Source organism: Enterobacter sp. WCHEn045836 (assembly GCF_003965585.1).
Lineage (GTDB): Bacteria > Pseudomonadota > Gammaproteobacteria > Enterobacterales > Enterobacteriaceae > Enterobacter > Enterobacter dissolvens.
In genome coordinates, this window is sequence record NZ_RXPT01000004.1 from 25,234 (window position 1) to 47,283 (window position 22,050).

Consider the following 22,050-nt stretch of genomic DNA (forward strand, 5'->3'; position numbering starts at 1 on the left):
TACCCGGCACAATAATCAATGCGCGACTGGCTGTGCGCCGTGCGGTTCGCGTACATGCTTGTACTGGAACAGCACGATAAACGCGAAGAACAGCACCAGCGAGTATGCGGCGAAGATAAGCCACACTGGCTGCCAGTCGGTAATGCCGTTGGTGGTATACATCTCAACCACTTTACCGCTCACCACACCGCCCAGGATACAGCCGAAGCCGTTGGTCATCATCAGGAACATACCCTGTGCGCTGGCGCGGATTTCAGGTTTCACCTCTTTTTCCACAAACACCGAACCAGAGATGTTGAAGAAGTCGAAGGCGCAGCCGTAAACAATCATCGACAGAACCAGCAGCACGGTGCCGAACGGGCTTGGGTCGCCGTAGGCGAACAGACCGAAGCGCAACATCCACGCCGCAATACTGATCAGCATGACGTTCTTGATGCCGTAGCGGCTCAGGAAGAACGGGATGGTCAGGATGAACAGCGTCTCAGAGATCTGCGAGATGGACATCATCACGGAGGCGTGTTCAACGATAAAGCTGCCAGAGAACAGCGGGTTATTATCGAAGCTGTGCAGGAAGGTGTTGCCGAACATGTTGGTGATCTGCAGTTCCGCACCCAGCAGCATGGAGAAGATAAAGAAGATCGCCATGCGTTTGTTTTTAAACAGCGCGAAAGCGTCCAGGCCGAGCATGGTGCTCCAGCTCTGGTTTTTTTGCTGGTTAGATACCGGAATATGCGGCAGCGTCATCGTGAACAGCGCCAGCACCACGGAGAGCGCCGCACCGATGTAGAGCTGCATATGGCTCAGTTCGAAGCCCGCGAAGCTCACGCCCCACATCGCCATAATAAAACCGATGGTGCCCCAGATACGGATTGGCGGGAAATCGGTCACGATATCCATATCCGCAGATTTCAGGCGGTAGTAGGAGATGGTGTTGATCAGGCCAAGCGTTGGCATATAGGCCAGCGAGTTAAGCAGGATCACCATAAACATCGCCCCCGGCGTGGTGACCTGGGCTGCCATAAACAGCGTCCCCGCGCCCACCAGGTGGCAAAGCATGTACAGCCATTTCGCACTCAACCATTTATCCGCCACGATCCCCAGCAGCGTTGGCATAAAGACCGCCGCGATACCCAGCGAGCTGTAGACGGCACCGATTGACGCGCCATCGAACTTGAGCGTCACAAACATATAGGAGCCGAGTGTAGTCAGCCAGCTACCCCACAGGCAGAACTGCAGAAACGACAATATTTTAAGCTGCAGCTTAAGGTTCATGTTACTTTCCTCACAAGTGAGCGGGAGATATGTTGTTATAGGAACATTCAGGGTTGTTATTTGATGCAATTCTATCAGTTGGCAACGATATGTTTTGTTACCTCCCGCAAAAAAATGCAATCCACATTAATTTGCAGTTTGGATTGTGATGCAAATAACATTTTCGTATGGATGGGGTGAGATGGGGGCGGCCTGATGCCCTCACCCTGGCCCTCTCCCTGTGGGAGAGGGTGAGGGATGATTTTCTAGCGGCGACGATAGTTCTTCTGCGCCGTGTTCACTTTATACAGATAGCGACGGGATTCCGCAGACGGGTGGCGGGTGGTGAGCGTGGAATAAACATCTCCCGGTGCCATGCTGTTGATGATATTTGCGGCCTGCACTTTGTCATTCGAGAAGACGCGCAGCACGCTGCCGGCACCGCCGTTGTAGGCGGTAATGACCGCATAGCGACGCGACGTTGGGTTATCAATCCCGCCCAGATAGACATTGTTGAGCATCGCCAGATAGGCGGTGCCGGTATCAATGTTGCTCTGCGGATCGAACAGATAGCTGCGGCTCGGCGTGCCCGATTTCCCCTGTGCGCGGAACACGTCTTTACCGGCGCTGTGCTGGACAACCTGCATCAGCCCCAGCGCGTCGGAACGGCTCACGGCGTACGGGTTAAAGGACGATTCGGTCTGCATGATCGCCAGGATCAGCGACTCATCCACGCCATATTTACGTGACGCCTGACGCACCATGCCCAGATACTTATGTGCACGCTTGTCGAGGTGGTTCGGCACCAGGTTAATCGTGACGCTATAAATCACTTTCAGGCCGTTGGTGCGGCTTTTCAGACGCGTTTGCAGCAGATAGTCGGCAAATTTCGTGGCGCGGCCTTCCCAGCGGATAGGCTGACCGGTCTGGTCCACGACCTGACCGTACAGGAACGGCTCTTTAGAAATGGTAATGTCGTCGGCGTCGGAGTAGAGATCGATAGAACCCGGATCGTCGCCCATCAGCAGGGTTTTGATAATGGCCTGCCGTAAATGCGCCGCAGGGTCAGTCCCCGCGATGGTTTCAACCGTGATCGTACCGTCATCGAAGTTGATGTGGCTACGGGTCTGGTAGGCGTCGGTGTACTTAACGTAGTCCTTAGGTCCGGCGATAAGAACTTCGTTAAATCCCCATATGTTCTCGATGTTGTGGGCAAACTGCCCCATCAAAATATCAAAACCGTTGGTGTCCTTAACCCAGGCTTCGTTGTATTCATCGCCTTTTTTGGATGAACACGAGACAAGCAACGGCGCAACAAGGGCTAGCGCTAAAATTTTTTTCATCATTCCGGGAGTGCGTGTTGTGTTTGCTTTAACGGCGGGGTTTCCCCCGCGCGCTGTTATTTTTCCGGCGGCGTATAGCCTTCGATGTGCACGTCTTTACCTTCGAACAGGAAGCTCACCATCTCCTGCTCCAGCAGCTTGCGGTGTTCCGGGTTCATCATGCTGAGCTTTTTCTCGTTAATCAGCATGGTCTGTTTTTTCTGCCACTGTCCCCAGGCTTCTTTGGAGATCTCGTTATAAATGCGCTTACCCAGTTCGCCCGGGTAAAGCTGGAAGTCCTGGCCTTCAGCGTCGCGCTGCAGGAAAGTACAAAAAATGGTTCTGGCCATACTTATTCCTCTTTTTTAACCGATGCTAAACCATTGCACCGGCACGTAATTGTTGTAACAGGCGCTCCACGGGAGCCGCCAGTCCGACTGATGGCGGTTGCGCTAAGTTATACCAGAGAGCGGTGCCTTCATCCATGCACGAGGCGAGGGTGGACACGGGAAGCCACATCGGCACTATATCCAGATGGAAATGGCTGAAAGTGTGGCGAAACGCGGTCTGCTGCGTCAGGTTATCGGCAGCAATGCCGCGCTGTTTAAGCCAGGCCCGCAGCGTGGCTTCATCTTCAAACTGTGGGAAGCAGTATAGACCACCCCACAGGCCGCTCGGTGGGCGCTGGGCCAGGAAGACCTCGTCACCGTGCTGCATCAGCAGCATGTAGCCCGTGCGCTCCGGCAGCGTCTGCTTCGGCTTTTTACCGGGATACTGCGCCCAGGAATGGTTTGCGTACGCCACGCACAGGTTATTGAGCGGGCAGAGCTCGCATTTTGGTTTCGAGCGCGTGCAGACCATCGCACCGAGATCCATCATCGCCTGGTTAAACCGCTCCACGCCCTTTGCCGGGGTTACCGCTTCGCTGATCTCCCACAGCCGCTTTTCGACCTCTTTTTTCCCCGGCCAGCCGTCAACCGCATAGCAACGTGCCAGCACGCGCTTCACGTTACCGTCAAGGATCGGGAAATGCTTGCCGAGGGACAGTGAGAGGATGGCACCCGCGGTGGATCGTCCGACACCGGGTAAATCCGCCACCTCGTCGAAGGTTTCCGGGAATTGGCCGTTGTGGCGGGTCGCAACCTGCTGTGCGGCTTTGTGCAGATTGCGCGCGCGGGCGTAGTAACCAAGCCCCGTCCACAGGTGCAGCACCTCGTCTAACGGTGCGTTGGCCAGATCGGTCACCGTGGGAAAGCGCGCCATAAAACGCTCAAAGTAAGGGATCACCGTGGCAACCTGCGTTTGTTGCAACATCACTTCGGAGAGCCATACTTTGTAAGGCGTTTTTTCAATTTGCCAGGGCAGGGTTTTACGCCCGTATTTGTCGTACCAGTCCAGCACCTGGGCTGAAAATTGAGAGGCTTGCATGGTCATCGATTCGTATAATCAGGGACGCCGATTGCAGCACAGCGTCAATCTGCTGTAAACCGGATCTTTCCCATGCTTGCATAGAAGCCTTAACTTTGGATAATGCCCGTTTCCCGAACATTCTCACAAGCAGACAACTCTTTTATGAAAAACGACGTCATTTCACCGGAATTTGATGAAAACGGTCGCCCGCTGCGCCGTATTCGCAGCTTTGTCCGCCGTCAGGGTCGCCTGACAAAAGGGCAGCAACACGCGCTGGACAACTACTGGCCGGTGATGGGCGTTGAGTTCAGCGAGCAGCCGCTCGACTTTGCCGACCTGTTCGGTCGCGATGCGCCAGTGACCCTGGAGATCGGCTTTGGTATGGGTACCTCACTGGTGACCATGGCGAAAGCCCGCCCGGAGCAGAACTTCCTCGGCATTGAAGTGCATTCCCCGGGCGTTGGCGCGTGTCTGGCCACGGCCCATGAAGAGGGGGTAGAGAACCTGCGCGTGATGTGTCATGACGCGGTCGAAGTGCTGCACAAAATGATTCCTGACAATTCTTTGAACATGGTTCAGCTCTTTTTCCCTGACCCGTGGCACAAAGCACGTCATAATAAGCGCCGTATCGTTCAGGCGCCGTTTGCTGAGCTGGTAAAAAGTAAGCTGAAACTGGGCGGTGTCTTCCATATGGCGACCGACTGGGAACCTTATGCGGAACATATGCTGGAAGTGATGTCGTCTCTGGACGGGTATAAAAACCAGTCAGAGAGCAACGACTATGTACCGCGTCCGGATTCGCGTCCGGTAACAAAATTTGAACAGCGTGGCCATCGTCTTGGTCACGGCGTATGGGACTTAATGTTCGAGAGGGTGAAATAATGGCAAAGAATCGTAGCCGTCGTCTGCGTAAAAAGATGCACATCGAAGAATTCCAGGAAGTGGGCTTCTCCGTTGCCTGGCGTTTCCCGGAAGGCACCAGCGTTGAGCAGATCGATCAGGACGTTGATGCGTTCATCAACGAGGTGATCGAGCCAAACAAGCTGGCCTTCGACGGTAGCGGCTATCTGGCGTGGGAAGGTCTTATCTGCACCCAGGAAGTGGGTAAATGCACCGAAGAACATCAGGCACTGGTACGCAAATGGCTTGAAGACCACAAACTGGAAGATGTCCGCGTCAGCGAACTTTTCGACGTTTGGTGGGACTAATAAAGAAGTCAGGGGCCAGCTAATGCTGGCCCATTTTGTCTGAGGGAGTGTTAAAAATGCGCAAAACGTTGCTGGCTGTTGCCTTAATGGCAACCGGATTCACCGCCCATGCGGAATATAAATGTAGCGTCACCCCGCGTGATGACGTGGTGTTAAGCCCGCAAACCGTGCAGGTTAAAGGCGAGAACGGCAATCTGGTCATCACGCCGCAGGGTGATGTCACGTTCAATGGCAAACAGTACAACCTGACTGCCGCGCAGCGTGAGCAGGCGAGAGACTATCAGGCCGATTTGCGTACCGCGCTGCCGTGGATTGACGAAGGCGCTCTGACGCGCGTTGAGAAAGGCCGCGTCGCACTGGACAAGATCATTACCAAAGAGGTGGGTGAGAGCAGCAACATGCGCACCCGCCTGACGAAGCTCGACAAGCAGCTGAAAGAGCAGATGAACCGGATTATCGAGCATCGTACCGACGGCCTGACGTTCCACTACAAAGCGATCGATCAGGTGCGTGCTGACGGCCAGCAGCTGGTGAATCAGGCCATGGGCGGTATCCTGCAGGACAGCATTAACGAGATGGGCGCCAAAGCGGTACTGAAAGGCGGCGGTAACCCGCTGCAGGGCGTGCTGGGTAGCCTGGGCGGTCTGCAGACCTCGATTCAGAACGAGTGGAAGAATCAGGAAGCCGATTTCCAGCAGTTCGGTAAAGACGTGTGTAAACGTGTGGTGTCGCTGGAAGATAGCCGTAAGGCGCTGGTGGGGACGCTGAAGTAATTAATATTCCCCCCTCACCCTAACCCTCTCCCCAAAGGGGCGAGGGGATGGTTTGCTCCCTCTCCCTTTCAGGGAGAGGGCCGGGGTGAGGGTAGCATTTACAGGGTTTCCCGTATTTTTTCTAATACCGCCTCTTCGTTGTTCCAGAGTTCGTTATTCCAGAATCGAATGACATGCCAGCCTTTCCCTCAGCCGGCAGAACGGGATGCAAAATTCTGAATCAGCCTTCAGATTCTTCGGCGAGGAACAACTCGAGAAGGGAGTTTAAGAACAGTTTGCCGTGCTCGGTGATCTGCCAGTATTCCTCACATTCCGTGAGATACCCCTGCGCCAGCGCCTCATCTATTTGTGGGCGAATCACGGCTTCCGGCAACCCGGTATAAAGGGCAAACTCTTTACGCGGTGCGGCTTCCAGCAGGCGGAAGCGGTTCATAAAGAACTCAAACGGCTTATCCACCGCCTCGACATCGTGCTGACGTTCAAGATAACGACCTTCCATATACCCGCGCGGATGGCGCGTCTTAGCCGTACGCAGAATTCGCCCGTCAGGGAAGGTGACTTTACCGTGCGCGCCGCAGCCAATGCCCAGATAGTCGCCAAAGCGCCAGTAGTTCAGGTTGTGCTGGCACTGGTAGCCCGGCTTCGCATAGGCCGACGTTTCGTACTGCTGATAGCCTGCGGCGGTCAACAACTGATGGCCCTGCTCGAAGATATCCCACAGCGCATCGTCATCCGGCAGCACCGGCGGACGAGAGCCAAACAGCGTATTGGGCTCGATGGTCAGCTGATACCACGAAAGATGCGGCGGGTTCAGGGCAATCGCCTGACGCAAATCGTCCAGCGCCTCTTCCAGCGACTGATCCGGCAGGCCGTGCATCAGATCGAGGTTAAAACTGCGCAGACCCAGCCCAGTAGCCAGCTTTGCCGCCCGCTTCGCCTCTTCCGGGCCGTGAATACGCCCCAGTCGTTTTAACTTCGGCTCGCTAAAGCTCTGCACGCCGATGGAAATCCGGTTCACGCCCGCCCGCTGATACTCGACAAAACGGTCGGCCTCAACGGTACCGGGGTTGGCTTCCATCGTAATTTCAGCATCCGCTGCCAGATTCAGGCGCGCACGCACGCCGTCCAGCAGCGTCTGCATCGCCGGGCCTGATAGCAGGCTCGGCGTACCGCCACCAATAAAAATGGTCTTAACTTCACGTCCCTGCGCGTAAGGTACATCGGCATCCAGGTCGGCCAGCAGATGCGCAACGTAATCATCGTGCGGCACTTCACCTTTCAGCGCGTGCGAGTTGAAATCGCAGTACGGGCATTTCTGCACGCACCACGGGATGTGAATATAAAGACTCAGGGGTGGCAAATTAGCCATTACGCAGCGCTTCCAGTAACAGTTTCAGGGCGCGTCCACGGTGGGAAATCGCGCTTTTCTCTTCGCGGGTCAGTTCCGCGGCGGTTTTGCCCTCAGTCGGGACAAAGAAGATGGGGTCGTAGCCAAAGCCGCCGTTACCGGCTGCTTCACGGGTAATCACCCCCGGCCAGCTGCCGTGGCAGACGACAGGCGTAGGGTCTTCCGCGTGACGCATATAGACCAGCACGCAGTGGAACTGCGCGGTACGCTGTTCGTCTGGCACATCCTTCAGGGCGACAAGCAGCTTTTCCAGATTCTGCTGGTCGGTGGCGTCCACGCCTGAATAGCGGGCAGAGTAAATGCCCGGAGCACCGCCCAGAAAATCAACCGCCAGGCCGGAATCATCGGCAATCGCGGGCAGGCCGGTCACCTGCGCGGCATGGCGTGCTTTCAGGATCGCGTTTTCGATAAACGTCAGGCCGGTCTCTTCGGCGGACTCCACGCCAAGCTCGGTCTGCGCCACTACATCCAGCCCAAAATCATTTAATAGCGAGGCCAGCTCGCGCACTTTACCGGCGTTGCCGGTAGCGAGAACAACTTTCTGCATCGTTTTATCCTGTTAAATCAGAGCCGCGACGTCCGTCGGGATGGATTGCGGATTAAGGATTTTTACCTGTTTATGTCGCCCAAGTTCACCTTTTTCTATGATGACCTGGCTTTTGGCAACGCGAAACTGTTTTGCCAGATATTTGGTCAGATGCGCATTCGCCTGGCCATCTACCGGTGGGGCGGTGATGGCGACTTTTAACTCGTCGCCATGCAGTCCAACAATACTGTCACGGCTGGCTTTCGGCTGAATATACAGCCGTAAAACCAGCCCATCAGCGCAGGTGCTTACGGCACTCATAGCGCCATCCACAGCCCCGGCAGCAGCATATCGCCCGTGGACTGTAACAGCTCGGCAATGCCCATATTAACGACATACAGCAGCAGAACCAGGATCATCGGGGAAAAGTCGATGCCGCCCATTGACGGGAGCAGGTTACGAATGGGACGCAGCAGCGGTTCGGCCAGCTGAATCAAGGCATACTCCACCGGGCTACGGCCCTGGCTGACCCAACTCATGATGGCCATGACCAGCAGCACCCAGAAGATCAGCAGGCCGATGGTTTTAATCAGGATCAGGACGGCAGCAATCCAGATGATCGGCTGGAAAGTGATGACCATAAACAGCACAATCGCTTTGATAACGCTCAGAATAAACGCCACCAGCAGAGACGCGCTGTCAATGGGGCCCATCGCCGGAATAATACGGCGCAGCGGTCCCACAACAGGTTGGGTGATTTTCACGACAAACTGCGAGAACGGGTTGTAAAAATCACAGCGGGCCCACTGCATCCAGACGCGCAGCAAAAGCGCCATCGTATACAGCTCAATGACCGTTGAGAGCAGGAAAGTCAACGTCTTCATGGCGTTCCTCAGGTTTCCTTATTATTGGGTGTAGTCGCGCGCACCGAAAATTGCCGTGCCGATGCGCACCATAGTGCTGCCTGCCGCGATGGCGGCTTCCATATCATCCGACATGCCCAGAGAAAGCGTGTCTACCGTTTCATAGCGCGCTTTAAGCGCCTCAAATGCTACAGCCATTTGCTGTGCCACGGCAAACTGCCTTTCATAACTTGACTCAGGCGCCGGGATGGCCATCAAACCGCGCAGGGTTAAGCGCGGCAGGGCCGCCACTTCGGCTGCCAGAGCCTCCAGCTCATTCAGCGCAATACCGGATTTACTGTTTTCATCGCTGATATTGATCTGAATGAGTACGTTGAGCGCTGGCATCTCTGCCGGGCGCTGATCGTTCAGACGGGTGGCAATCCGCAGACGGTCGATGGTATGGCACCAGTCAAAGTGCTCTGCCACCAGACGGCTTTTATTCGACTGCAGTGGGCCAATAAAGTGCCATTGCAGGCCGGTATTCCCCTGCTCCTGGAAATAGCGAATTTTATCCACGCCTTCCTGCACGTAGTTCTCACCAAATGCACGCTGGCCTGCATCAATCGCTTCTGCGATGGCGCTCGCAGGCTTGGTTTTGCTCACTGCAAGTAACGTAATTTCTTCTGAAGCACGGCCGCAACGTGTTGCTGCGGCTGAGATTTTGTCCCGGACCTGTGCCAGGTTATGCGCAATGTCGTTCATTTTCCGAGGAGTAATATATGGATGTGGAAGAAATTGTGGCCCTTAGTGTAAAGCATAATGTCTCCGATCTACACCTGTGCAGTGATTCGCCACCGCGCTGGCGCAGAGCAGGCCGCCTTGAACCGGCTCCCTTTCCCTCTCCCGATGTGGATGCGTTACTGAAAACGTGGCTCAACGATGAGCAGCAGGGGACATGGTGGGCAAGCGGGCAGGTAGATTTTGCTGTGACCCTTGCGGGAAACCAGCGCCTGCGCGCAAGCGCCTTTAAACAGATGAAGGGCAACTCCATCACGCTGCGCCTGTTACCCCGGGTCTGCCCGCAGCTCTCCGCCCTGGGCGCTCCCCAGGCTATCCCGGAACTCCTGTCCCACGACAGCGGGCTGATACTGGTGACAGGCGCAACCGGCAGCGGCAAATCCACAACCCTTGCGGCAATGGTGGATTTTCTTAATCACCAGACGGATGGGCATATTCTGACGCTCGAAGATCCGGTGGAGTTTGTCTATCAGAGCGAACGTTGTCTGATTCAGCAGCGGGAGATCGGCCTGCACAGTCCCTCATTTGCCGAGGCGCTGCGCAGTGCGTTGCGGGAAGATCCCGATGTCATCCTGCTGGGAGAACTGCGCGACAGCGAAACGATCCGCCTGGCGCTGACCGCCGCGGAAACCGGGCATCTGGTGCTGGCGACGCTGCACACCCGCGGTGCCTCGCAGGCGATTGAACGGCTGGTCGATACGTTCCCGGCGCAGGAGAAAGACCCGGTACGTAATCAGCTGGCCGGGAGCCTGCGGGCGGTGCTGGCGCAGAGGCTACTCCCCGATCTGCAGGGTGGGCGCGTCGCGCTGTATGAGCTGCTGGTGAATACGCCAGCGGCAGCGAACCTTATCCGCGAAGGTAAAACGTGGCAGTTGCCCGGTATTATTCAAACCGGTCAGCAGGCGGGGATGCAGAATTTTGATCGGAGCCTGGCAGAGCGACGGGCGCAGGGGCGGTTGTAGGCCCCGGCGCTCAGTAACCCTGTTCGAAATAGCTTTCGAGGATGATGACGGCGGAAGCCGAATCGACGCTGCCTTTGTTGAGTGCGCGGAAGCCCCCGTGCTCAAAAAGGCCGGCACGCGCTTCGACGGTACTCAGTCGTTCGTCGTGGAGCTTCACGGAGACGCCAAAGCGACCGTGGATTTTATTAGCAAATTTACGCGCTCTGGCGGTAAGTGGCTGTTCAGTGCCGTCCATGTTGAGCGGTAAACCGACAATCACGTCGTCCGGCTGCCACTCTTTAAGCAGACGCTCAATAAGGTTCCAGTCCGGGGTGCCGTCGTTCGCCTTAAGGGCCGTGAGCGGACGGGCGGTGCCGGTAATACGCTGGCCGACGGCGACGCCAATGCTTTTCGTGCCAAAATCGAAGGCCAGAAGTGTTCCGCTCATCAGGCGTGCCCCGCAACGCCAGGCATGGTCAGAATATCAATGCCAATCAGTTTCGCCGCATCACGCCAGCGGTCGGCGATAGGGGTTTTGAACAGGATATTCATGTCAGCAGGGGCGGTGAGCCAGGCGTTATCCAGGATCTCCTGCTCAAGCTGGCCCTTCTCCCAGGAGGCGTAACCCAGTGCCACCAGCACTTCGGAAGGCTGCTCTGCGGTGCCCAGCGTTTCCAGCACATCGCGGGAGGTGGTGATCACCGTGTTGTCAGAGATACGAATACTGGAAGAGAAAATGGGCGGCGTATGCAGGATAAAACCGCGATCCTCTGCAAGAGGGCCACCCAGCATCACCGGTTTATCAAGACGGATTTCCGGCAGGCGCGCTTCAGCTGTAATTTTCAGCTTTTCCAGAATCCCTTCAACCTGCAGGTTCTCCAGCGGCTTGTTGATGATAATACCCATCGCGCCGTCTTCATTGTATTCACAAATATAAACCACGGAGCGGCGGAAAATCGGGTCCTGGAGAGCAGGCATGGCAATAAGAAAGTGATGCTGTAAATTCATTGTCAGAGGTACTGTTTCCTGGTTTAAAAAGCGACAGCCCCAGTATGCGGACAAACCGGGGTGCTGTCACTAATAGTATTGGTAAGTTATTTCTGGATACGTTTTTCGATGGCGTCCATCAGCATTCCGGTGATCGAGACCGGGAATTCCGCTTCAATTTCACGAATGCAGGTCGGGCTGGTGACGTTCACTTCGGTCAGACGATCGCCAATGATATCCAGGCCAACAAAGATCAGACCTTTGGCTTTCAGCGTTGGGCCGACGCGGCGGGCAATTTCCCAGTCGCTTTCGCTTAACGGACGCGGTTCGCCACGGCCACCGGCCGCCAGATTGCCACGGGTTTCGCCCCCCTGCGGGATACGTGCCAGGCAGTAAGGCACGGGTTCGCCATCCACCACCAGAACGCGTTTATCGCCATCTTTAATCGCGGGCAGATAGTTCTGTGCCATGCAGTAACGCGTGCCCAGTTCGGTCAGCGTTTCGGCAATCACGCCGATATTCGGGTCGCCTTCTTTTACGCGGAAAATCGACGCGCCGCCCATGCCGTCCAGCGGTTTCATGATGATATCGCCGTGTTTCTGCCAGAATTCCTTCAACTGGGCTTTGCTGCGGGTCACCAGCGTTTCCGGCGTCAGATCGGAGAACCAGGCGGTGTAGAGCTTCTCGTTGCAGTCACGCAGGCTCTGCGGTTTATTGACGATAAGCGTCCCTTTTTCTTCTGCGCGCTCGAGGATATAGGTGCAGTAAATGTATTCGGTGTCGAACGGAGGATCTTTACGCATCAGGATGACGTTGAGATCGGCGAGCGCAATATCCTGCTCGCTGCCGAATTCGTACCATTTGTCGTAATTTTGCTCGACGTTAACGATGCGGGTGCGTGCGCGGGCTTCACCGTTGATCAGATAAAGATCGTTCATCTCCATATAGTGGAGCTCATAGCCGCGACGCTGCGCTTCCAGCAGCATAGCGAAGCTGGAATCTTTCTTGATGTTAATGTTTGCGATGGGGTCCATCACGATGCCGAGCTTGATCATGTTCTTCTCCGTTAATGGGTCAACCCAGATCGCCAAACCGCACCTGTAGCGCGGTGATGGCTGTGAGTGCCGTTGTCTCAGTGCGCAGAACGCGAGGTCCCAACAGAATATCAGTAAACTGGTAACGCGCCGTCATGGCAATTTCATCTGCCGACAGGCCGCCTTCCGGGCCAATCAGCAGGCGTACACGTTCAACGGGCAGCGGCAGCGTATTGATACTGGCGCTGGCGCGCGGATGGAGATTGAGCTTCAGCCCGCTCTCCTCTTCTGCACACCAGTCTTCGAGATCCATCGCCGGGCGGATCTCCGGAATACGGTTGCGGCCACTCTGTTCACAGGCAGCAATGGCAATTTTCTGCCACTGCTGGATCTTCTTGTTCAGACGTTCCGCATCCAGTTTAACGCCGCAGCGCTCAGAAAAAAGTGGCGTAATGAGGCTTACACCCAGTTCAATGGATTTCTGAATGGTGAACTCCATCTTTTCCCCGCGCGACATCACCTGGCCCAGATGAATGTGCAGCGGCGATTCACGGTCATCGACTTCGCCGCGCAGCACATTGACGTGCACGCTTTTTTTATCCGCCCGCGTAATTTCCGCGTCGAAAACCTGGTTGGAGCCGTCGAACAGCTGAATCGCCTGGCCTGCCCCCATGCGCAGCACGCGGCCAACGTGATTGGCGGCATCGTCAGACAGGGCGATTTCGCGGCCAGCGGTAATCAGTTCAGGGTGATAGATGCGAGGAATACGCATAGTCAAAAATTCCATGTGTCATGCTGTGTAAGCGAATTGCCGCTAGTGTAGGTTAGCTCTTTTGCGCCTGGCAAGCCCGCTGGACGTAAGGGTTATGATTCCCCTGGACCCTGGCGATGCGTTCGTCGCGCTGACATTCCCACTCGGTGACCGGGTATTGTTTATTCCAGGCGTTAAACAGTTGGGTTTGCTGGCGGGAAAGGTTGAGGTTGTAACGATCGCGCATATAGAAGTACGTGCGGGCAATGCTGCCGCGTGCCCGGGCAGGGGGCTCGGCGACTTTCTCTTTAAAATCCACCTTCATTCCGCACTGGCCGTACTGGCCTTCGCCACCGTTCCACTGGCTGTACATAAAATTGCCGCGGTCGCCATTCACTTCACCCACGGCGGGCTGCAGGTTGTGCATATCGCTTTCCATTTGACGATAGACCGGATCTTTGGCGCAGTTTTTACGTCCGCCATCCTGCCAGCACTGGCGCTGATGGCCAAACTGCCATGCCGGAACCACATGTTCCCACTCGATGCGGCTGGCGCGGTTTTCGTTTTTACGCACCTTATAGCCGCAGGATTCAAGGTCAACGACCCCTTTTTTACCCTGCCAGTTAATTTTGCAGCCACAGTAGAAGTCGCCCGGCACGTCAGCGTTGACCTTCACGCCTGCCGCTTTGGCCTGGGAAAAACTGTTGATACCGTCGGCCAGAGCCTGGCCGGAGAGCGCCGTTGTCAGAAAGGCAACCGCGAGAGAGAAATTACGGGACATCTTACACTCCGTGTCAAAACGAGCCCGCAACGTAGCGAAAGTTGTTCCTGTATGCAATCAGCCAGATCAGGAAAGTTCCTGAAAGTTCAGTTGGTTATTCTGCGACCAGTGGCTCGCCGCACTTCACGCAGCGGTAGGTTGCCTCGCCGCGTACCACACGATTATGGCGACGAACGGTGAGCTGATGCTGCTGGCACTGGCAGCGGTAGGGGAAGGTATTACGGCGTACCGATTCCAGTTCGAACTGATGAGTACGGCGTGCCGGAACGCCGAGCACCGACTCCATCATCCATTTCCACTCTTTGCCGTGCGGAGCCACGCGGCCGAAGTGTTTCCATACCAGAAGGTGTGCCAGTTCGTGCGGCACCACTTCCTCGATAAACGCCTGCTGGTTTTCCATCATCAGTACCGGGTTCAGGCGGATCTCATAGGACTCCAGCCACGCGGTACCCGCCGCGGTTCCTCGCTGCTGGTAGACGAGTTTCGGTTCCGGATAATTACGGCCGAGCTTCAGGTTGGCCTGGGCGAGTTTTTCCCGCAGGCTGCGCATAACGGCTTGCTGAATGGCGATGGGGAGACGGGGTGCTTTCATGGGGCAGAGCATAAAGCGCGAAGCGGGGAGGCGCAAGAGGCGCCTCCCGCAAGAGGATTAGTCGTGTGCGCCGATTTCGCGCAGCGGACGACCTTTCATCAGGTTACGTTCAATGTGTTCCAGTGAAACGTGTTTGGTTTCAGGAACCAGCCAGACGGTGAGAACAATAAAGAACAGGTTCAGACCGGCGTAGACCCAGAAGGTGTTCGCATTGCCCAGCGTGTTGAGCATGGTCAGGAACGTGGCACCGACGATCATATTGGCAATCCAGTTGGTCGCGGTAGAGCAGGTGATACCGAAATCACGTCCTTTCAGCGGCTGGATTTCAGAGCACAGCACCCAAATCAGCGGGCCGGCACTCATTGCAAACCCGACGATAAACATCAGCAGCATACCTACCGCCAGGTACTGCGCGGTTGGGGAGTGAATGCCCATGTGCATCATCGTACCGAGGATCCCCATACCGGCGGCCATCACCAGGAAGCCCAGGGTCAGCGTTGGCTTACGTCCCCAGCGGTCGACCAGACCGATGGCGATGAAGGTCGCCAGCACGTTGGTCAGCCCCACGATCACGGTGCCCCACATCTGCTCGGTGGTATTGGTATACCCCGCCAGCTCAAAGATTTTTGGCGCGTAATACATGATGACGTTCATCCCGGTGAACTGTTGCATCACCTGCAGCAGCACGCCGAGGAAGACCGCCCGACGGAAGTTGCTGTTCTCTTTGAACAGCGCCCAGCCAGACTGTTTCACCTTCAGGCTTTCGCGGATCTCTTCCAGCTCGTTTTTAGCTTCCGCACTGGTATCACGCAGACGCAGCAGCACGCGTTCGGCATCGACGAAACGGCGCTTGGCGGCAAACCAGCGCGGGCTGTCCGGCAGGAAGAAGACGCCAATCAGCAGCAGAATGGCCGGAATGATGATCACACCCAGCATCCAGCGCCATGCGCCGCTGTAGCTAAAGGCGGTATCGGACAGGTAAGCGCCCAAAATCCCGATGGTGATCATCAGCTGGTACATCGAAATCATACTGCCGCGGATTTTCTCCGGCGCGATTTCTGACAGGTAAAGCGGCGCGGTATAAGACGCGACGCCTACGGCCAGCCCCAACAGCACACGGGACAGGATAAGCACTTCAACGTTAGGGGCGGCGGCAGAGAAGAGGGAACCGGCGACGAAGAGGATCGCGCCAATCATCAGGCTCTTTTTACGTCCCAGTTTGAAAGAGAGCCAGCCGCTGCCGACGGCCCCGACGGCCGCACCGAACATCATGGAGCTGACCACCCATTCCTGGGTATGTGCGTTAATCTGGAATTCGTCTGCGATAAAGGGAAGGGCGCCGGCAATCACGCCGATATCTAGGCCAAAGAGTAATCCTGCCAGGGCGGCAAGGAAGCAGACGAAGAATGTCATCGCCTTGTTGGACGTACGCCCCTGTTTATTATTGTCAGGCATTATGCCCTCCAGTTGGGTTATCAGTTTTATTGATGTTAAGGGTAGGTGAGCGACCCGTAAAAATATGTGAGATAAATCACATAGGTGTAATCGGTTACACCAGTGTGTAACTGTAAATATTAATAAAGCTTTGAAAATATAGAGGTAAATGAGGTGATGCGCATCGCGTTTGCATGAATTTCAGACTTAACTGAAAGGAAATGTAACAGCAGAAGAAAGCCGATCATGCAAAGAGATTTTTCTGAAAGCGGGGTATAGAGAGTGAGGTGTAAACGGTTCCAGGCATTGCCGCCACCCGACATAAAAAAGGCCAGCATACTTGAGTATACAGTTAATAGGGTGTTTATTGATTGTGACTTGAAAATAATGATTACATATTAATGTTTTGGCCTACATCTTAAGATGTACACACTGTGTATAGCGGTGTGTACGATTTTCTTCCTAGAAATTTCGGCTATTTGCATTCTGAGGTAGGATCGCAAATTTAGCCAAGAATTTAAATCCATCCCCTTTTGTGCAAAATCTGGTTGACATTCGCAGATTGACTCCAGTACCGTTCTGTGCAAAAAGTGGTTGGAGTCCAGAATGAGCGAATTTACGGGATCGGCAGCTTCACAGGCTGACTTTATTTGGAAGAATGCGGAAGACCTTTGGGGGGACTTCAAGCATACGGACTTTGGCAAGATCATTTTGCCGTTTACCCTGCTGCGCCGCCTGGAGTGTGCGCTGGACCCGACCCGCGAGGCGGTGAGAGAAGCGCATGACGCTTTCAAGGATGCCGATGTTGAGCTGGATACCATTCTGCGCTCAACCGCTGAATACCCCTTCTACAACACCTCTGAATACTCCCTCGGTATCCGATAAAGCATCTTGATCATTTACGTCCAATATTGATTGGTTTTCGCAAAGTTAATGGACTCACACAGAAAGCTATTTCAGAGCGATTAGGAGTGTCACAGCAAGCTTATGCACGTTTTGAATCCAATCCATCGAGTGCCAGTTTTGAAAGGCTATTCAGAGTGTTTACTGTTTTAGGGATTGAGCTTTCCTTATCTTCGAACAAACCTTCAACTCCAGCTTCCTCAACAGAAGAGAAAGACAAATATGAATTTTCTCCCGCCAGACGGGAAAAATGGTGACAATTATGTGGGATGCTTACATAGCCATTTGCCGTTATTCATCTGCCACATCCAATAACTTTCGAAGCCCTGTGACAAAACCTCGTGGAAAAACTTCACTGTTGTAGTCCGTGTCTTTTACTTGCCCGGCCTGGGTAATCTGCCAGTTGTTCTTATCCATGCATTCCTCAGATATGGAATACGCCAGGGCTTTCTTTTCTGAGTGGGTGAGAATTCCTGACAGGGACGGTAATACCTCCACCGTAGATTCTGGTGTCGTTTGAAACTGCCGCACGGGGCGTTTGTCGATGATGATATTGGCATGTTGTTTGAGCAGATTTACTTCATTGCGGTAGCGGTTACGCTCGGCAATGATTTGGCCAAACAAGGCGCGTACCGCCAGGTCCGGGATGCGCTCTAAAAGTTTATAGTCTGCGGGAACAGATTTAGACCGGGAGGTACCGGATAATGGCTTTTGGATACTGGTATTACAAGTGGCTGCCCAGGCCTTTATCAGTGTGCGGTAATGCTCGTTACGGGTAGCCCGCAGGGCTTCATAAGCAAGACCGCCATCGGCAGCGGACACCAACCCAATCTTTGTGATGGAGAAGTCTCGCTGGCCTGATTCAGCATATTTCTTCAAGGTGTCATTAAGCTTTTCAAGGTTCTGCTGAGTCCGCTTTACTTTGCCTTCTTTCAAATCAGCAAGAATGATATCAATATTTAATTCCATTAGTTCTCCAGTAAGTCAGGCAGGGCAATGTGACTAAGGTGAATGGCTTTGCTGGTAAGGGACTGAATCCCCTCAGAAAAAAGGTTATTATTAGTCAGGTATTCACCTGCCTCAATATAACCGACCACCTTGCGGTATCCTTCAAGTTTATCGTCAGGATCAGCTATTTTAGCCATCTGACGCAGCATTGCGTTGGCAGCAATAAGCTGCTGTTTATCGTCCATTTCCATGAAAACAGGCTCAAAACCTTTTTTCATTAATACCCGACTCAGCTGCACCGAACGCTTTTGAATGACCGGAGTTTTGCGAAGTTCATCCAGCAAATCTGGATAGAACTCAGCATCCTCGCACAATAAAGACAGATGCAATAATTCCGAGTCAGTTTCGATAAACTTCAGAGCATGACAAACGTCCTGCTCTGAGCCAACCGCAATCAATTTATCTTTGAGGTCGCCGTCCTTCCTGAGTTCTTCGACACGAATGATTTTGTTAATAAGTTCAAAACACGCAATCCAGTCTTTCGTATACTCATCTGCTTCTGCTTGCTGTATTTCATAACGGCGCTGTAGTGCCTTTAGCTCATCATGTCTGATAAAGGGTTTTCCTTGTTCCTCAAAGAAAAACTGTTCATCTTTAAGTATGTCCAGTTCACCTTCAATTTCCACAGATAAGGCAGAAGCCTGGTGTGCCCTGTAACTCAGCTGGTTAAATTGGGCATTGAGCGCAGGAAGGAACCGGGCCTCGGTGATAACCCATCGACAACGAATACAGTTTTGAGGGCCATGGGGGACACTTTCATAAATACGGCTGGCAGCGGAGCCTGAGTCTTTTATCAATACCCCACCATTCCAGCATCCTCCTAGGGTATTAATTTCATCAGGCTTCACGGTGTTACCTCCCATCAGGCACAGCCCACACGAACGCTCTTCCCAGCCAATCGGGTTACGATTAACCAGAGCTGTCTGGATACTCCCCTCGCTGTGATATGCCATCCTGCACTGAATCTGCTCCATTGAAGCATCTTTGAGAAAGTTGCGAACCGACAGCCTGGATTTAACATCCAGAGTGTCATGTGCCTCGCTCATTTTATCTGCCATGACAGAAGGTGTGATTTTGTTGTAATAGATGGTCATCAACAGGCGAGTATGGCCTGCCAGGAGTTTTGAAATCACAGGTAATGGCAGTTGTGTGTCCATTGTGTACGCAGTGATCAGAGAGACACGCAGGCTGTGAAGAGGAAACAGCGTGGCTGTACCTTTCATTCTTCCCTCGGGATAATCCACAACCAGCTTCAAACGCTCGTCGTTATCCAGGGTATCCCCGCGGGCTGCGAGTTGATTTTCTAATTCAAGCAGCAATTGATACCAGAATGAATCTGACGCGTTATAAGGAATAGGTTTTTGTTTATCCTCGCCTCTGGCAGATGCGTCACGGAACAGAAAAGCGATTTCTCCCATACTTTTCAGTTGTCTGTCTGATCCCTGGTGGTGTATATGCTTTCTCAGCAGCAAAGTACATTCGGTAGGCTTCGCAATCGGATTGTATTTTTCTTGCCAGTTCCTCAATTTCTCCAGCCAGTACAGCACTTCTTCGTTTTGCCACGGTATGATGTAACCACGTTCCAGTTCATTTTTATTCTGGTCAGCAGTCTTGTTGGTATTGATGTACAACCCCGTCGAGTATAGTCCAGTCATGGTATCGTAAATCCGACGGAATATGCCTTTTCCAAATGGGCGCTTTGCACTGCCAAGGGCGAAATCATGTCGAGTGTTAAGAATCCATCGACCATTTTCATAGCGCCACGTATCGGCTTCTCCGCTGTCCAGCATACGAACCTGCGAGGAACGAAGTGGCAGGTGGAGCTTAATGAAAATCATCATTGCTTTTACAGGCGACCAGATTTGATAAAGGGTGATTTTTTTACCTTTACGGGTCACTTCTCTGGTACGCCATACGCAGTCGGGGTCATTTTTATCAATCAGTTCTGGCCCGACTTCAAACCAGTCGCTCCCAGCATGCTGCGCCCAAACCCAGTATTTAAAGTGACGGTAATGCCAAGCAGGAAGTAATTTTTCTTCCTGTTTAAGATTCTGACCGATAATGGTGAGTTCAGTTTTATCCGGTAATGGACAAAGGATCTGGCGCAGGTTCTGAATATAGCGATATGGTAAGGGGTTGCGCACTGTTTCTGTAGCAACATATCCTTTTTTAATTTTTCGGAGTGGATTTAAAACCAATGGAACTAAATTGCCATAGTTATCTTTTTCCGAAAAAACGTCTTTGACAACAAAATCAATGAATTCATAAGCATAGTTCATGCCTTTTTGAATGTTCGCGGATGCGGCAACAGTGCTCCTTATAATTTGCTCAAACTCTTCACTGGAGCACTTATGTCCCTGGTAGCCTTTAAAAAATAATGACAAATCACTTATTGCATACGGGGCGTACACAGCAATATAGGACTCAAAGAAACGTCCCAGGGCCTCGCGTTTATCACTTATACCGAGGGTTTGTGTTGCCATCCACTTTGCTGCCAGCTCCTGCCATTGCCGCCATTCTGCGCCAAGCGTAGTCAGCATCCATAAGAAAGCTAAGTCGGATGTACGCCCATCATTTTTTTTGCTTTTTGGTGGCAACATTATTTACCTCTCAGCTTTGGATTCCGGCCTGTGAAATAACCCTGCGGGTCAATGTCATTAAAGCCATGTTCAGTTAGAGCTTTCCAGTCAAGAATTTTGACTTTCGAATCAGGGTTTGCCAGCAGCAGTGTAGCTTTAGTGAGTTCGTCCGAAATTTCTTTCTGACCTTTGCCTGTATATGGGATTTGTGAATCCAGAGACTTGTGATGCATGCAACGGCGGATCACAAGCGGGCTCAGCCCTGAACGCTCTAATCGTCTTCCGTAGTTATGTCGATGTCCGTGAGGGCCTAAACCTTCTGCCTTGTTTGGTTCTAAACCAATTCGTTTTAATCCATTGATGTAGTTGTCATGAAAAGCGGAAATTGTGTAAGGGTTACCGAGGGCGCTGTGATGAAAAGAAATGAATGCATAAGGGTGGTGACAGTCGATACTGGCGCGATACTTTTGATAGTTTTTCCAGAGTGACATAAACACTTTTCCATAGTCGGCAGGAAACCACTGAACCTGTAGGTAATTATCTTTATGATCAACCACGCGGTTCTTCCAGCCAAGTCGGGCAGTTCCTTTCATTCGCTGTCGTGGTATCCGGGCATATTGTTCTTTTAAATATGCCGCTCTGGTTGATGCACCAGAGCGATTACGCCAACCTTCAGGGGCCTTACCATCAGTCTCGTTATAGATCCTGACCACAGCACTGTCTGGGTTATACGGGTCTTCAAATACATCCGTCACCCAAAGTGTTAACGCCTCACTTTCGCGCACCCCACCACCGTGCATAAGCAGAAGAATTAATTTATCTCTTAGTGCCACTCGTGGATCGCCAGAGCCACCAACACCACACATATAGAATTTTTCCCAGTGCATTTCGGGAAATGCGATAGCATCATGTTCAGCTATTGTGAGAGGAGTACGGCCTTTGATCGTTCTCGCCTTACGGATGGTTTTGTTAACAGTTTTATCTTCAATATGACCTAAAAAATCGTTCTGATTTTTGCGATACCATGCGGCGTAATTTAACCTCTGTTCATGCCGGGTCGCTTCACACAACGGATTCACAGACTCTACACCTTGTTTGTGTGCCAGCCAGTCGGTGAAGGCAGTCAGTCGTTGAATATGTTTATTCACGTTACTGGTTGAGGCCGGCACCCAATACAAACCTGAAGGGTCAATCCCATTCTCGCCAATCGTTCCGGTATATAAACGCTTAGAAAAAGTCTGGAAGAGCAGCATTGGGTCGTCAAAGTCGCCTCTATTTGCCTCCATGTAATCCAGCAATAAGGACACAGCCTGGAGGACCCCATTCATTACCGAGTGGCTTACATCGTCGGCTTCTAACTTAAGCAGGTAATCTGTTACCACACTCAACTCTCCCTGCTCTGTCAGAAGGATAGGGATTTGGCTTTTGATACCAGTGTTATCTTCTACAATCGTTGCCCTGACTTTAACTGATGACAAATCATGTTTTCCTTTAAGTAG

24 protein-coding genes and 2 pseudogenes are annotated in these 22,050 nt (G+C 53.1%); 6 read left to right on the forward strand and 20 right to left on the reverse strand.

Annotated features, from left to right (window positions below; genetic code table 11):
• Positions 1 to 15: 15 nt before the first annotated feature.
• The 4 genes from EKN38_RS06230 to mutY all read right to left on the reverse strand — a co-directional run bounded on the left by EKN38_RS06230 (position 16) and on the right by mutY (position 4,007).
• Positions 16 to 1,272, reverse strand: coding sequence for a nucleoside permease (locus EKN38_RS06230; RefSeq protein ID WP_014833232.1), 1,257 nt, complete (start codon positions 1,270 to 1,272; stop codon positions 16 to 18).
• Positions 1,273 to 1,517: 245 nt separating this feature from the next.
• The gene (gene mltC, locus EKN38_RS06235) at positions 1,518 to 2,594 is read right to left on the reverse strand and encodes a membrane-bound lytic murein transglycosylase MltC (protein WP_014833231.1); all 1,077 of its coding nucleotides are present in this window, start codon (positions 2,592 to 2,594) and stop codon (positions 1,518 to 1,520) included.
• A gap of 56 nt (positions 2,595 to 2,650) precedes the next feature.
• Positions 2,651 to 2,923: an oxidative damage protection protein gene (locus tag EKN38_RS06240; RefSeq protein WP_008499765.1), complete on the reverse strand. Its 273-nt coding sequence runs from the start codon at positions 2,921 to 2,923 to the stop codon at positions 2,651 to 2,653.
• A 25-nt stretch (positions 2,924 to 2,948) separates the two neighbouring features.
• The gene (gene mutY / locus EKN38_RS06245; RefSeq protein WP_043951695.1) at positions 2,949 to 4,007 is read right to left on the reverse strand and encodes an A/G-specific adenine glycosylase; all 1,059 of its coding nucleotides are present in this window, start codon (positions 4,005 to 4,007) and stop codon (positions 2,949 to 2,951) included.
• Positions 4,008 to 4,145: 138 nt separating this feature from the next.
• On the opposite strand from mutY, the gene trmB reads away from it, so the two are divergent.
• From trmB to EKN38_RS06260, 3 genes are read left to right on the forward strand one after another with little or no spacing between them, the layout of a single operon-like run.
• A complete protein-coding gene (gene trmB, locus EKN38_RS06250) occupies positions 4,146 to 4,865 on the forward strand; it encodes a tRNA (guanosine(46)-N7)-methyltransferase TrmB (RefSeq protein ID WP_014833229.1) in 720 nt (239 codons plus the stop codon).
• Positions 4,865 to 5,191: a YggL family protein gene (locus tag EKN38_RS06255; protein WP_003862421.1), complete on the forward strand. Its 327-nt coding sequence runs from the start codon at positions 4,865 to 4,867 to the stop codon at positions 5,189 to 5,191. Before trmB ends, EKN38_RS06255 begins: the two co-directional genes overlap by 1 nt.
• Positions 5,192 to 5,247: 56 nt before the next feature.
• Positions 5,248 to 5,964 (forward strand): DUF2884 domain-containing protein, encoded by a 717-nt coding sequence (locus EKN38_RS06260; protein WP_014833228.1) that lies wholly within the window; start codon positions 5,248 to 5,250, stop codon positions 5,962 to 5,964.
• Positions 5,965 to 6,062: 98 nt separating this feature from the next.
• Here EKN38_RS06260 and EKN38_RS06265 read toward each other — a convergent pair.
• The 6 genes and pseudogenes from EKN38_RS06265 to EKN38_RS06290 all read right to left on the reverse strand — a co-directional run.
• A pseudogene (locus EKN38_RS06265) lies at positions 6,063 to 6,149 on the reverse strand (DUF559 domain-containing protein); the annotation flags it as partial.
• Between the two features lie 35 nt (positions 6,150 to 6,184).
• Positions 6,185 to 7,333: a radical SAM family heme chaperone HemW gene (gene hemW / locus EKN38_RS06270; RefSeq protein ID WP_014833227.1), complete on the reverse strand. Its 1,149-nt coding sequence runs from the start codon at positions 7,331 to 7,333 to the stop codon at positions 6,185 to 6,187.
• Positions 7,326 to 7,919 carry an XTP/dITP diphosphatase gene (locus EKN38_RS06275; protein WP_013098669.1) on the reverse strand — a complete coding sequence of 198 codons (594 nt, stop codon included), beginning with the start codon at positions 7,917 to 7,919 and terminating at the stop codon, positions 7,326 to 7,328. Before EKN38_RS06275 ends, hemW begins: the two co-directional genes overlap by 8 nt.
• 12 nt (positions 7,920 to 7,931) lie before the next feature.
• The gene (gene yggU, locus EKN38_RS06280; protein ID WP_014833226.1) at positions 7,932 to 8,219 is read right to left on the reverse strand and encodes a DUF167 family protein YggU; all 288 of its coding nucleotides are present in this window, start codon (positions 8,217 to 8,219) and stop codon (positions 7,932 to 7,934) included.
• Complete coding sequence (locus tag EKN38_RS06285) at positions 8,216 to 8,782, reverse strand: YggT family protein (protein WP_013098667.1); 567 nt, start codon at positions 8,780 to 8,782, stop codon at positions 8,216 to 8,218. The genes yggU and EKN38_RS06285 overlap by 4 nt, the downstream gene beginning before the upstream one ends.
• 21 nt (positions 8,783 to 8,803) lie before the next feature.
• Positions 8,804 to 9,505 (reverse strand): YggS family pyridoxal phosphate-dependent enzyme, encoded by a 702-nt coding sequence (locus tag EKN38_RS06290; RefSeq protein ID WP_014833225.1) that lies wholly within the window; start codon positions 9,503 to 9,505, stop codon positions 8,804 to 8,806.
• A 17-nt stretch (positions 9,506 to 9,522) separates the two neighbouring features.
• Between EKN38_RS06290 and EKN38_RS06295 the strand changes: the two genes are divergently transcribed.
• The gene (locus tag EKN38_RS06295; RefSeq protein ID WP_014833224.1) at positions 9,523 to 10,503 is read left to right on the forward strand and encodes a type IV pilus twitching motility protein PilT; all 981 of its coding nucleotides are present in this window, start codon (positions 9,523 to 9,525) and stop codon (positions 10,501 to 10,503) included.
• A 10-nt stretch (positions 10,504 to 10,513) separates the two neighbouring features.
• Here EKN38_RS06295 and ruvX read toward each other — a convergent pair whose 3' ends face one another.
• The 7 genes from ruvX to galP all read right to left on the reverse strand — a co-directional run bounded on the left by ruvX (position 10,514) and on the right by galP (position 16,082).
• The gene (ruvX, locus tag EKN38_RS06300) at positions 10,514 to 10,930 is read right to left on the reverse strand and encodes a Holliday junction resolvase RuvX (protein ID WP_006811925.1); all 417 of its coding nucleotides are present in this window, start codon (positions 10,928 to 10,930) and stop codon (positions 10,514 to 10,516) included.
• Complete coding sequence (locus tag EKN38_RS06305; RefSeq protein ID WP_013098664.1) at positions 10,930 to 11,490, reverse strand: YqgE/AlgH family protein; 561 nt, start codon at positions 11,488 to 11,490, stop codon at positions 10,930 to 10,932. The genes ruvX and EKN38_RS06305 overlap by 1 nt, the downstream gene beginning before the upstream one ends.
• An 86-nt stretch (positions 11,491 to 11,576) precedes the next feature.
• Entirely contained in the window at positions 11,577 to 12,524 is a 948-nt protein-coding gene (gshB, locus tag EKN38_RS06310; RefSeq protein ID WP_014833223.1) for a glutathione synthase, read from the reverse strand.
• Positions 12,525 to 12,543: 19 nt separating this feature from the next.
• The gene (rsmE, locus tag EKN38_RS06315; protein WP_014833222.1) at positions 12,544 to 13,275 is read right to left on the reverse strand and encodes a 16S rRNA (uracil(1498)-N(3))-methyltransferase; all 732 of its coding nucleotides are present in this window, start codon (positions 13,273 to 13,275) and stop codon (positions 12,544 to 12,546) included.
• 52 nt (positions 13,276 to 13,327) lie between these two features.
• Positions 13,328 to 14,035 (reverse strand): deoxyribonuclease I, encoded by a 708-nt coding sequence (gene endA / locus EKN38_RS06320; RefSeq protein WP_014833221.1) that lies wholly within the window; start codon positions 14,033 to 14,035, stop codon positions 13,328 to 13,330.
• A gap of 94 nt (positions 14,036 to 14,129) precedes the next feature.
• A complete protein-coding gene (locus tag EKN38_RS06325) occupies positions 14,130 to 14,627 on the reverse strand; it encodes a SprT family zinc-dependent metalloprotease (RefSeq protein ID WP_014833220.1) in 498 nt (165 codons plus the stop codon).
• Positions 14,628 to 14,684: 57 nt separating this feature from the next.
• Entirely contained in the window at positions 14,685 to 16,082 is a 1,398-nt protein-coding gene (gene galP, locus EKN38_RS06330) for a galactose/proton symporter (RefSeq protein ID WP_014833219.1), read from the reverse strand.
• 585 nt (positions 16,083 to 16,667) lie between these two features.
• Between galP and EKN38_RS06335 the strand changes: the two are divergent.
• A pseudogene (locus tag EKN38_RS06335) lies at positions 16,668 to 16,937 on the forward strand (type I restriction-modification system subunit M N-terminal domain-containing protein); the annotation flags it as partial.
• Complete coding sequence (locus tag EKN38_RS06340) at positions 16,925 to 17,221, forward strand: helix-turn-helix domain-containing protein (protein ID WP_071841861.1); 297 nt, start codon at positions 16,925 to 16,927, stop codon at positions 17,219 to 17,221. The pseudogene EKN38_RS06335 and the gene EKN38_RS06340, both read left to right, overlap by 13 nt.
• 34 nt (positions 17,222 to 17,255) lie before the next feature.
• Here the strand turns inward: EKN38_RS06340 and gmtX are convergent, their stop codons facing one another.
• From gmtX to gmtY, 3 genes are read right to left on the reverse strand one after another with little or no spacing between them, the layout of a single operon-like run.
• A complete protein-coding gene (gene gmtX, locus EKN38_RS06345) occupies positions 17,256 to 17,933 on the reverse strand; it encodes a gamma-mobile-trio protein GmtX (protein WP_014833216.1) in 678 nt (225 codons plus the stop codon).
• Positions 17,933 to 20,572: an integrase family protein gene (locus tag EKN38_RS06350; protein ID WP_126521836.1), complete on the reverse strand. Its 2,640-nt coding sequence runs from the start codon at positions 20,570 to 20,572 to the stop codon at positions 17,933 to 17,935. Before EKN38_RS06350 ends, gmtX begins: the two co-directional genes overlap by 1 nt.
• The gene (gene gmtY / locus EKN38_RS06355) at positions 20,572 to 22,029 is read right to left on the reverse strand and encodes a gamma-mobile-trio recombinase GmtY (protein ID WP_014833215.1); all 1,458 of its coding nucleotides are present in this window, start codon (positions 22,027 to 22,029) and stop codon (positions 20,572 to 20,574) included. The genes EKN38_RS06350 and gmtY overlap by 1 nt, the downstream gene beginning before the upstream one ends.
• Positions 22,030 to 22,050 lie beyond the last annotated feature (21 nt).

What these genes read in the sequence shown, in the direction of transcription:
- EKN38_RS06230 (WP_014833232.1), bottom strand. Translation starts at nt 1,272, where the DNA reads ATGAACCTTAAGCTGCAGCTTAAAATATTGTCGTTTCTGCAGTTCTGC.
- mltC (WP_014833231.1), bottom strand. Translation starts at nt 2,594, where the DNA reads ATGAAAAAAATTTTAGCGCTAGCCCTTGTTGCGCCGTTGCTTGTCTCG.
- EKN38_RS06240 (WP_008499765.1), bottom strand. Translation starts at nt 2,923, where the DNA reads ATGGCCAGAACCATTTTTTGTACTTTCCTGCAGCGCGACGCTGAAGGC.
- mutY (WP_043951695.1), bottom strand. Translation starts at nt 4,007, where the DNA reads ATGACCATGCAAGCCTCTCAATTTTCAGCCCAGGTGCTGGACTGGTAC.
- trmB (WP_014833229.1), top strand. Translation starts at nt 4,146, where the DNA reads ATGAAAAACGACGTCATTTCACCGGAATTTGATGAAAACGGTCGCCCG.
- EKN38_RS06255 (WP_003862421.1), top strand. Translation starts at nt 4,865, where the DNA reads ATGGCAAAGAATCGTAGCCGTCGTCTGCGTAAAAAGATGCACATCGAA.
- EKN38_RS06260 (WP_014833228.1), top strand. Translation starts at nt 5,248, where the DNA reads ATGCGCAAAACGTTGCTGGCTGTTGCCTTAATGGCAACCGGATTCACC.
- hemW (WP_014833227.1), bottom strand. Translation starts at nt 7,333, where the DNA reads ATGGCTAATTTGCCACCCCTGAGTCTTTATATTCACATCCCGTGGTGC.
- EKN38_RS06275 (WP_013098669.1), bottom strand. Translation starts at nt 7,919, where the DNA reads ATGCAGAAAGTTGTTCTCGCTACCGGCAACGCCGGTAAAGTGCGCGAG.
- yggU (WP_014833226.1), bottom strand. Translation starts at nt 8,219, where the DNA reads ATGAGTGCCGTAAGCACCTGCGCTGATGGGCTGGTTTTACGGCTGTAT.
- EKN38_RS06285 (WP_013098667.1), bottom strand. Translation starts at nt 8,782, where the DNA reads ATGAAGACGTTGACTTTCCTGCTCTCAACGGTCATTGAGCTGTATACG.
- EKN38_RS06290 (WP_014833225.1), bottom strand. Translation starts at nt 9,505, where the DNA reads ATGAACGACATTGCGCATAACCTGGCACAGGTCCGGGACAAAATCTCA.
- EKN38_RS06295 (WP_014833224.1), top strand. Translation starts at nt 9,523, where the DNA reads ATGGATGTGGAAGAAATTGTGGCCCTTAGTGTAAAGCATAATGTCTCC.
- ruvX (WP_006811925.1), bottom strand. Translation starts at nt 10,930, where the DNA reads ATGAGCGGAACACTTCTGGCCTTCGATTTTGGCACGAAAAGCATTGGC.
- EKN38_RS06305 (WP_013098664.1), bottom strand. Translation starts at nt 11,490, where the DNA reads ATGAATTTACAGCATCACTTTCTTATTGCCATGCCTGCTCTCCAGGAC.
- gshB (WP_014833223.1), bottom strand. Translation starts at nt 12,524, where the DNA reads ATGATCAAGCTCGGCATCGTGATGGACCCCATCGCAAACATTAACATC.
- rsmE (WP_014833222.1), bottom strand. Translation starts at nt 13,275, where the DNA reads ATGCGTATTCCTCGCATCTATCACCCTGAACTGATTACCGCTGGCCGC.
- endA (WP_014833221.1), bottom strand. Translation starts at nt 14,035, where the DNA reads ATGTCCCGTAATTTCTCTCTCGCGGTTGCCTTTCTGACAACGGCGCTC.
- EKN38_RS06325 (WP_014833220.1), bottom strand. Translation starts at nt 14,627, where the DNA reads ATGAAAGCACCCCGTCTCCCCATCGCCATTCAGCAAGCCGTTATGCGC.
- galP (WP_014833219.1), bottom strand. Translation starts at nt 16,082, where the DNA reads ATGCCTGACAATAATAAACAGGGGCGTACGTCCAACAAGGCGATGACA.
- gmtX (WP_014833216.1), bottom strand. Translation starts at nt 17,933, where the DNA reads ATGGAATTAAATATTGATATCATTCTTGCTGATTTGAAAGAAGGCAAA.
- EKN38_RS06350 (WP_126521836.1), bottom strand. Translation starts at nt 20,572, where the DNA reads ATGTTGCCACCAAAAAGCAAAAAAAATGATGGGCGTACATCCGACTTA.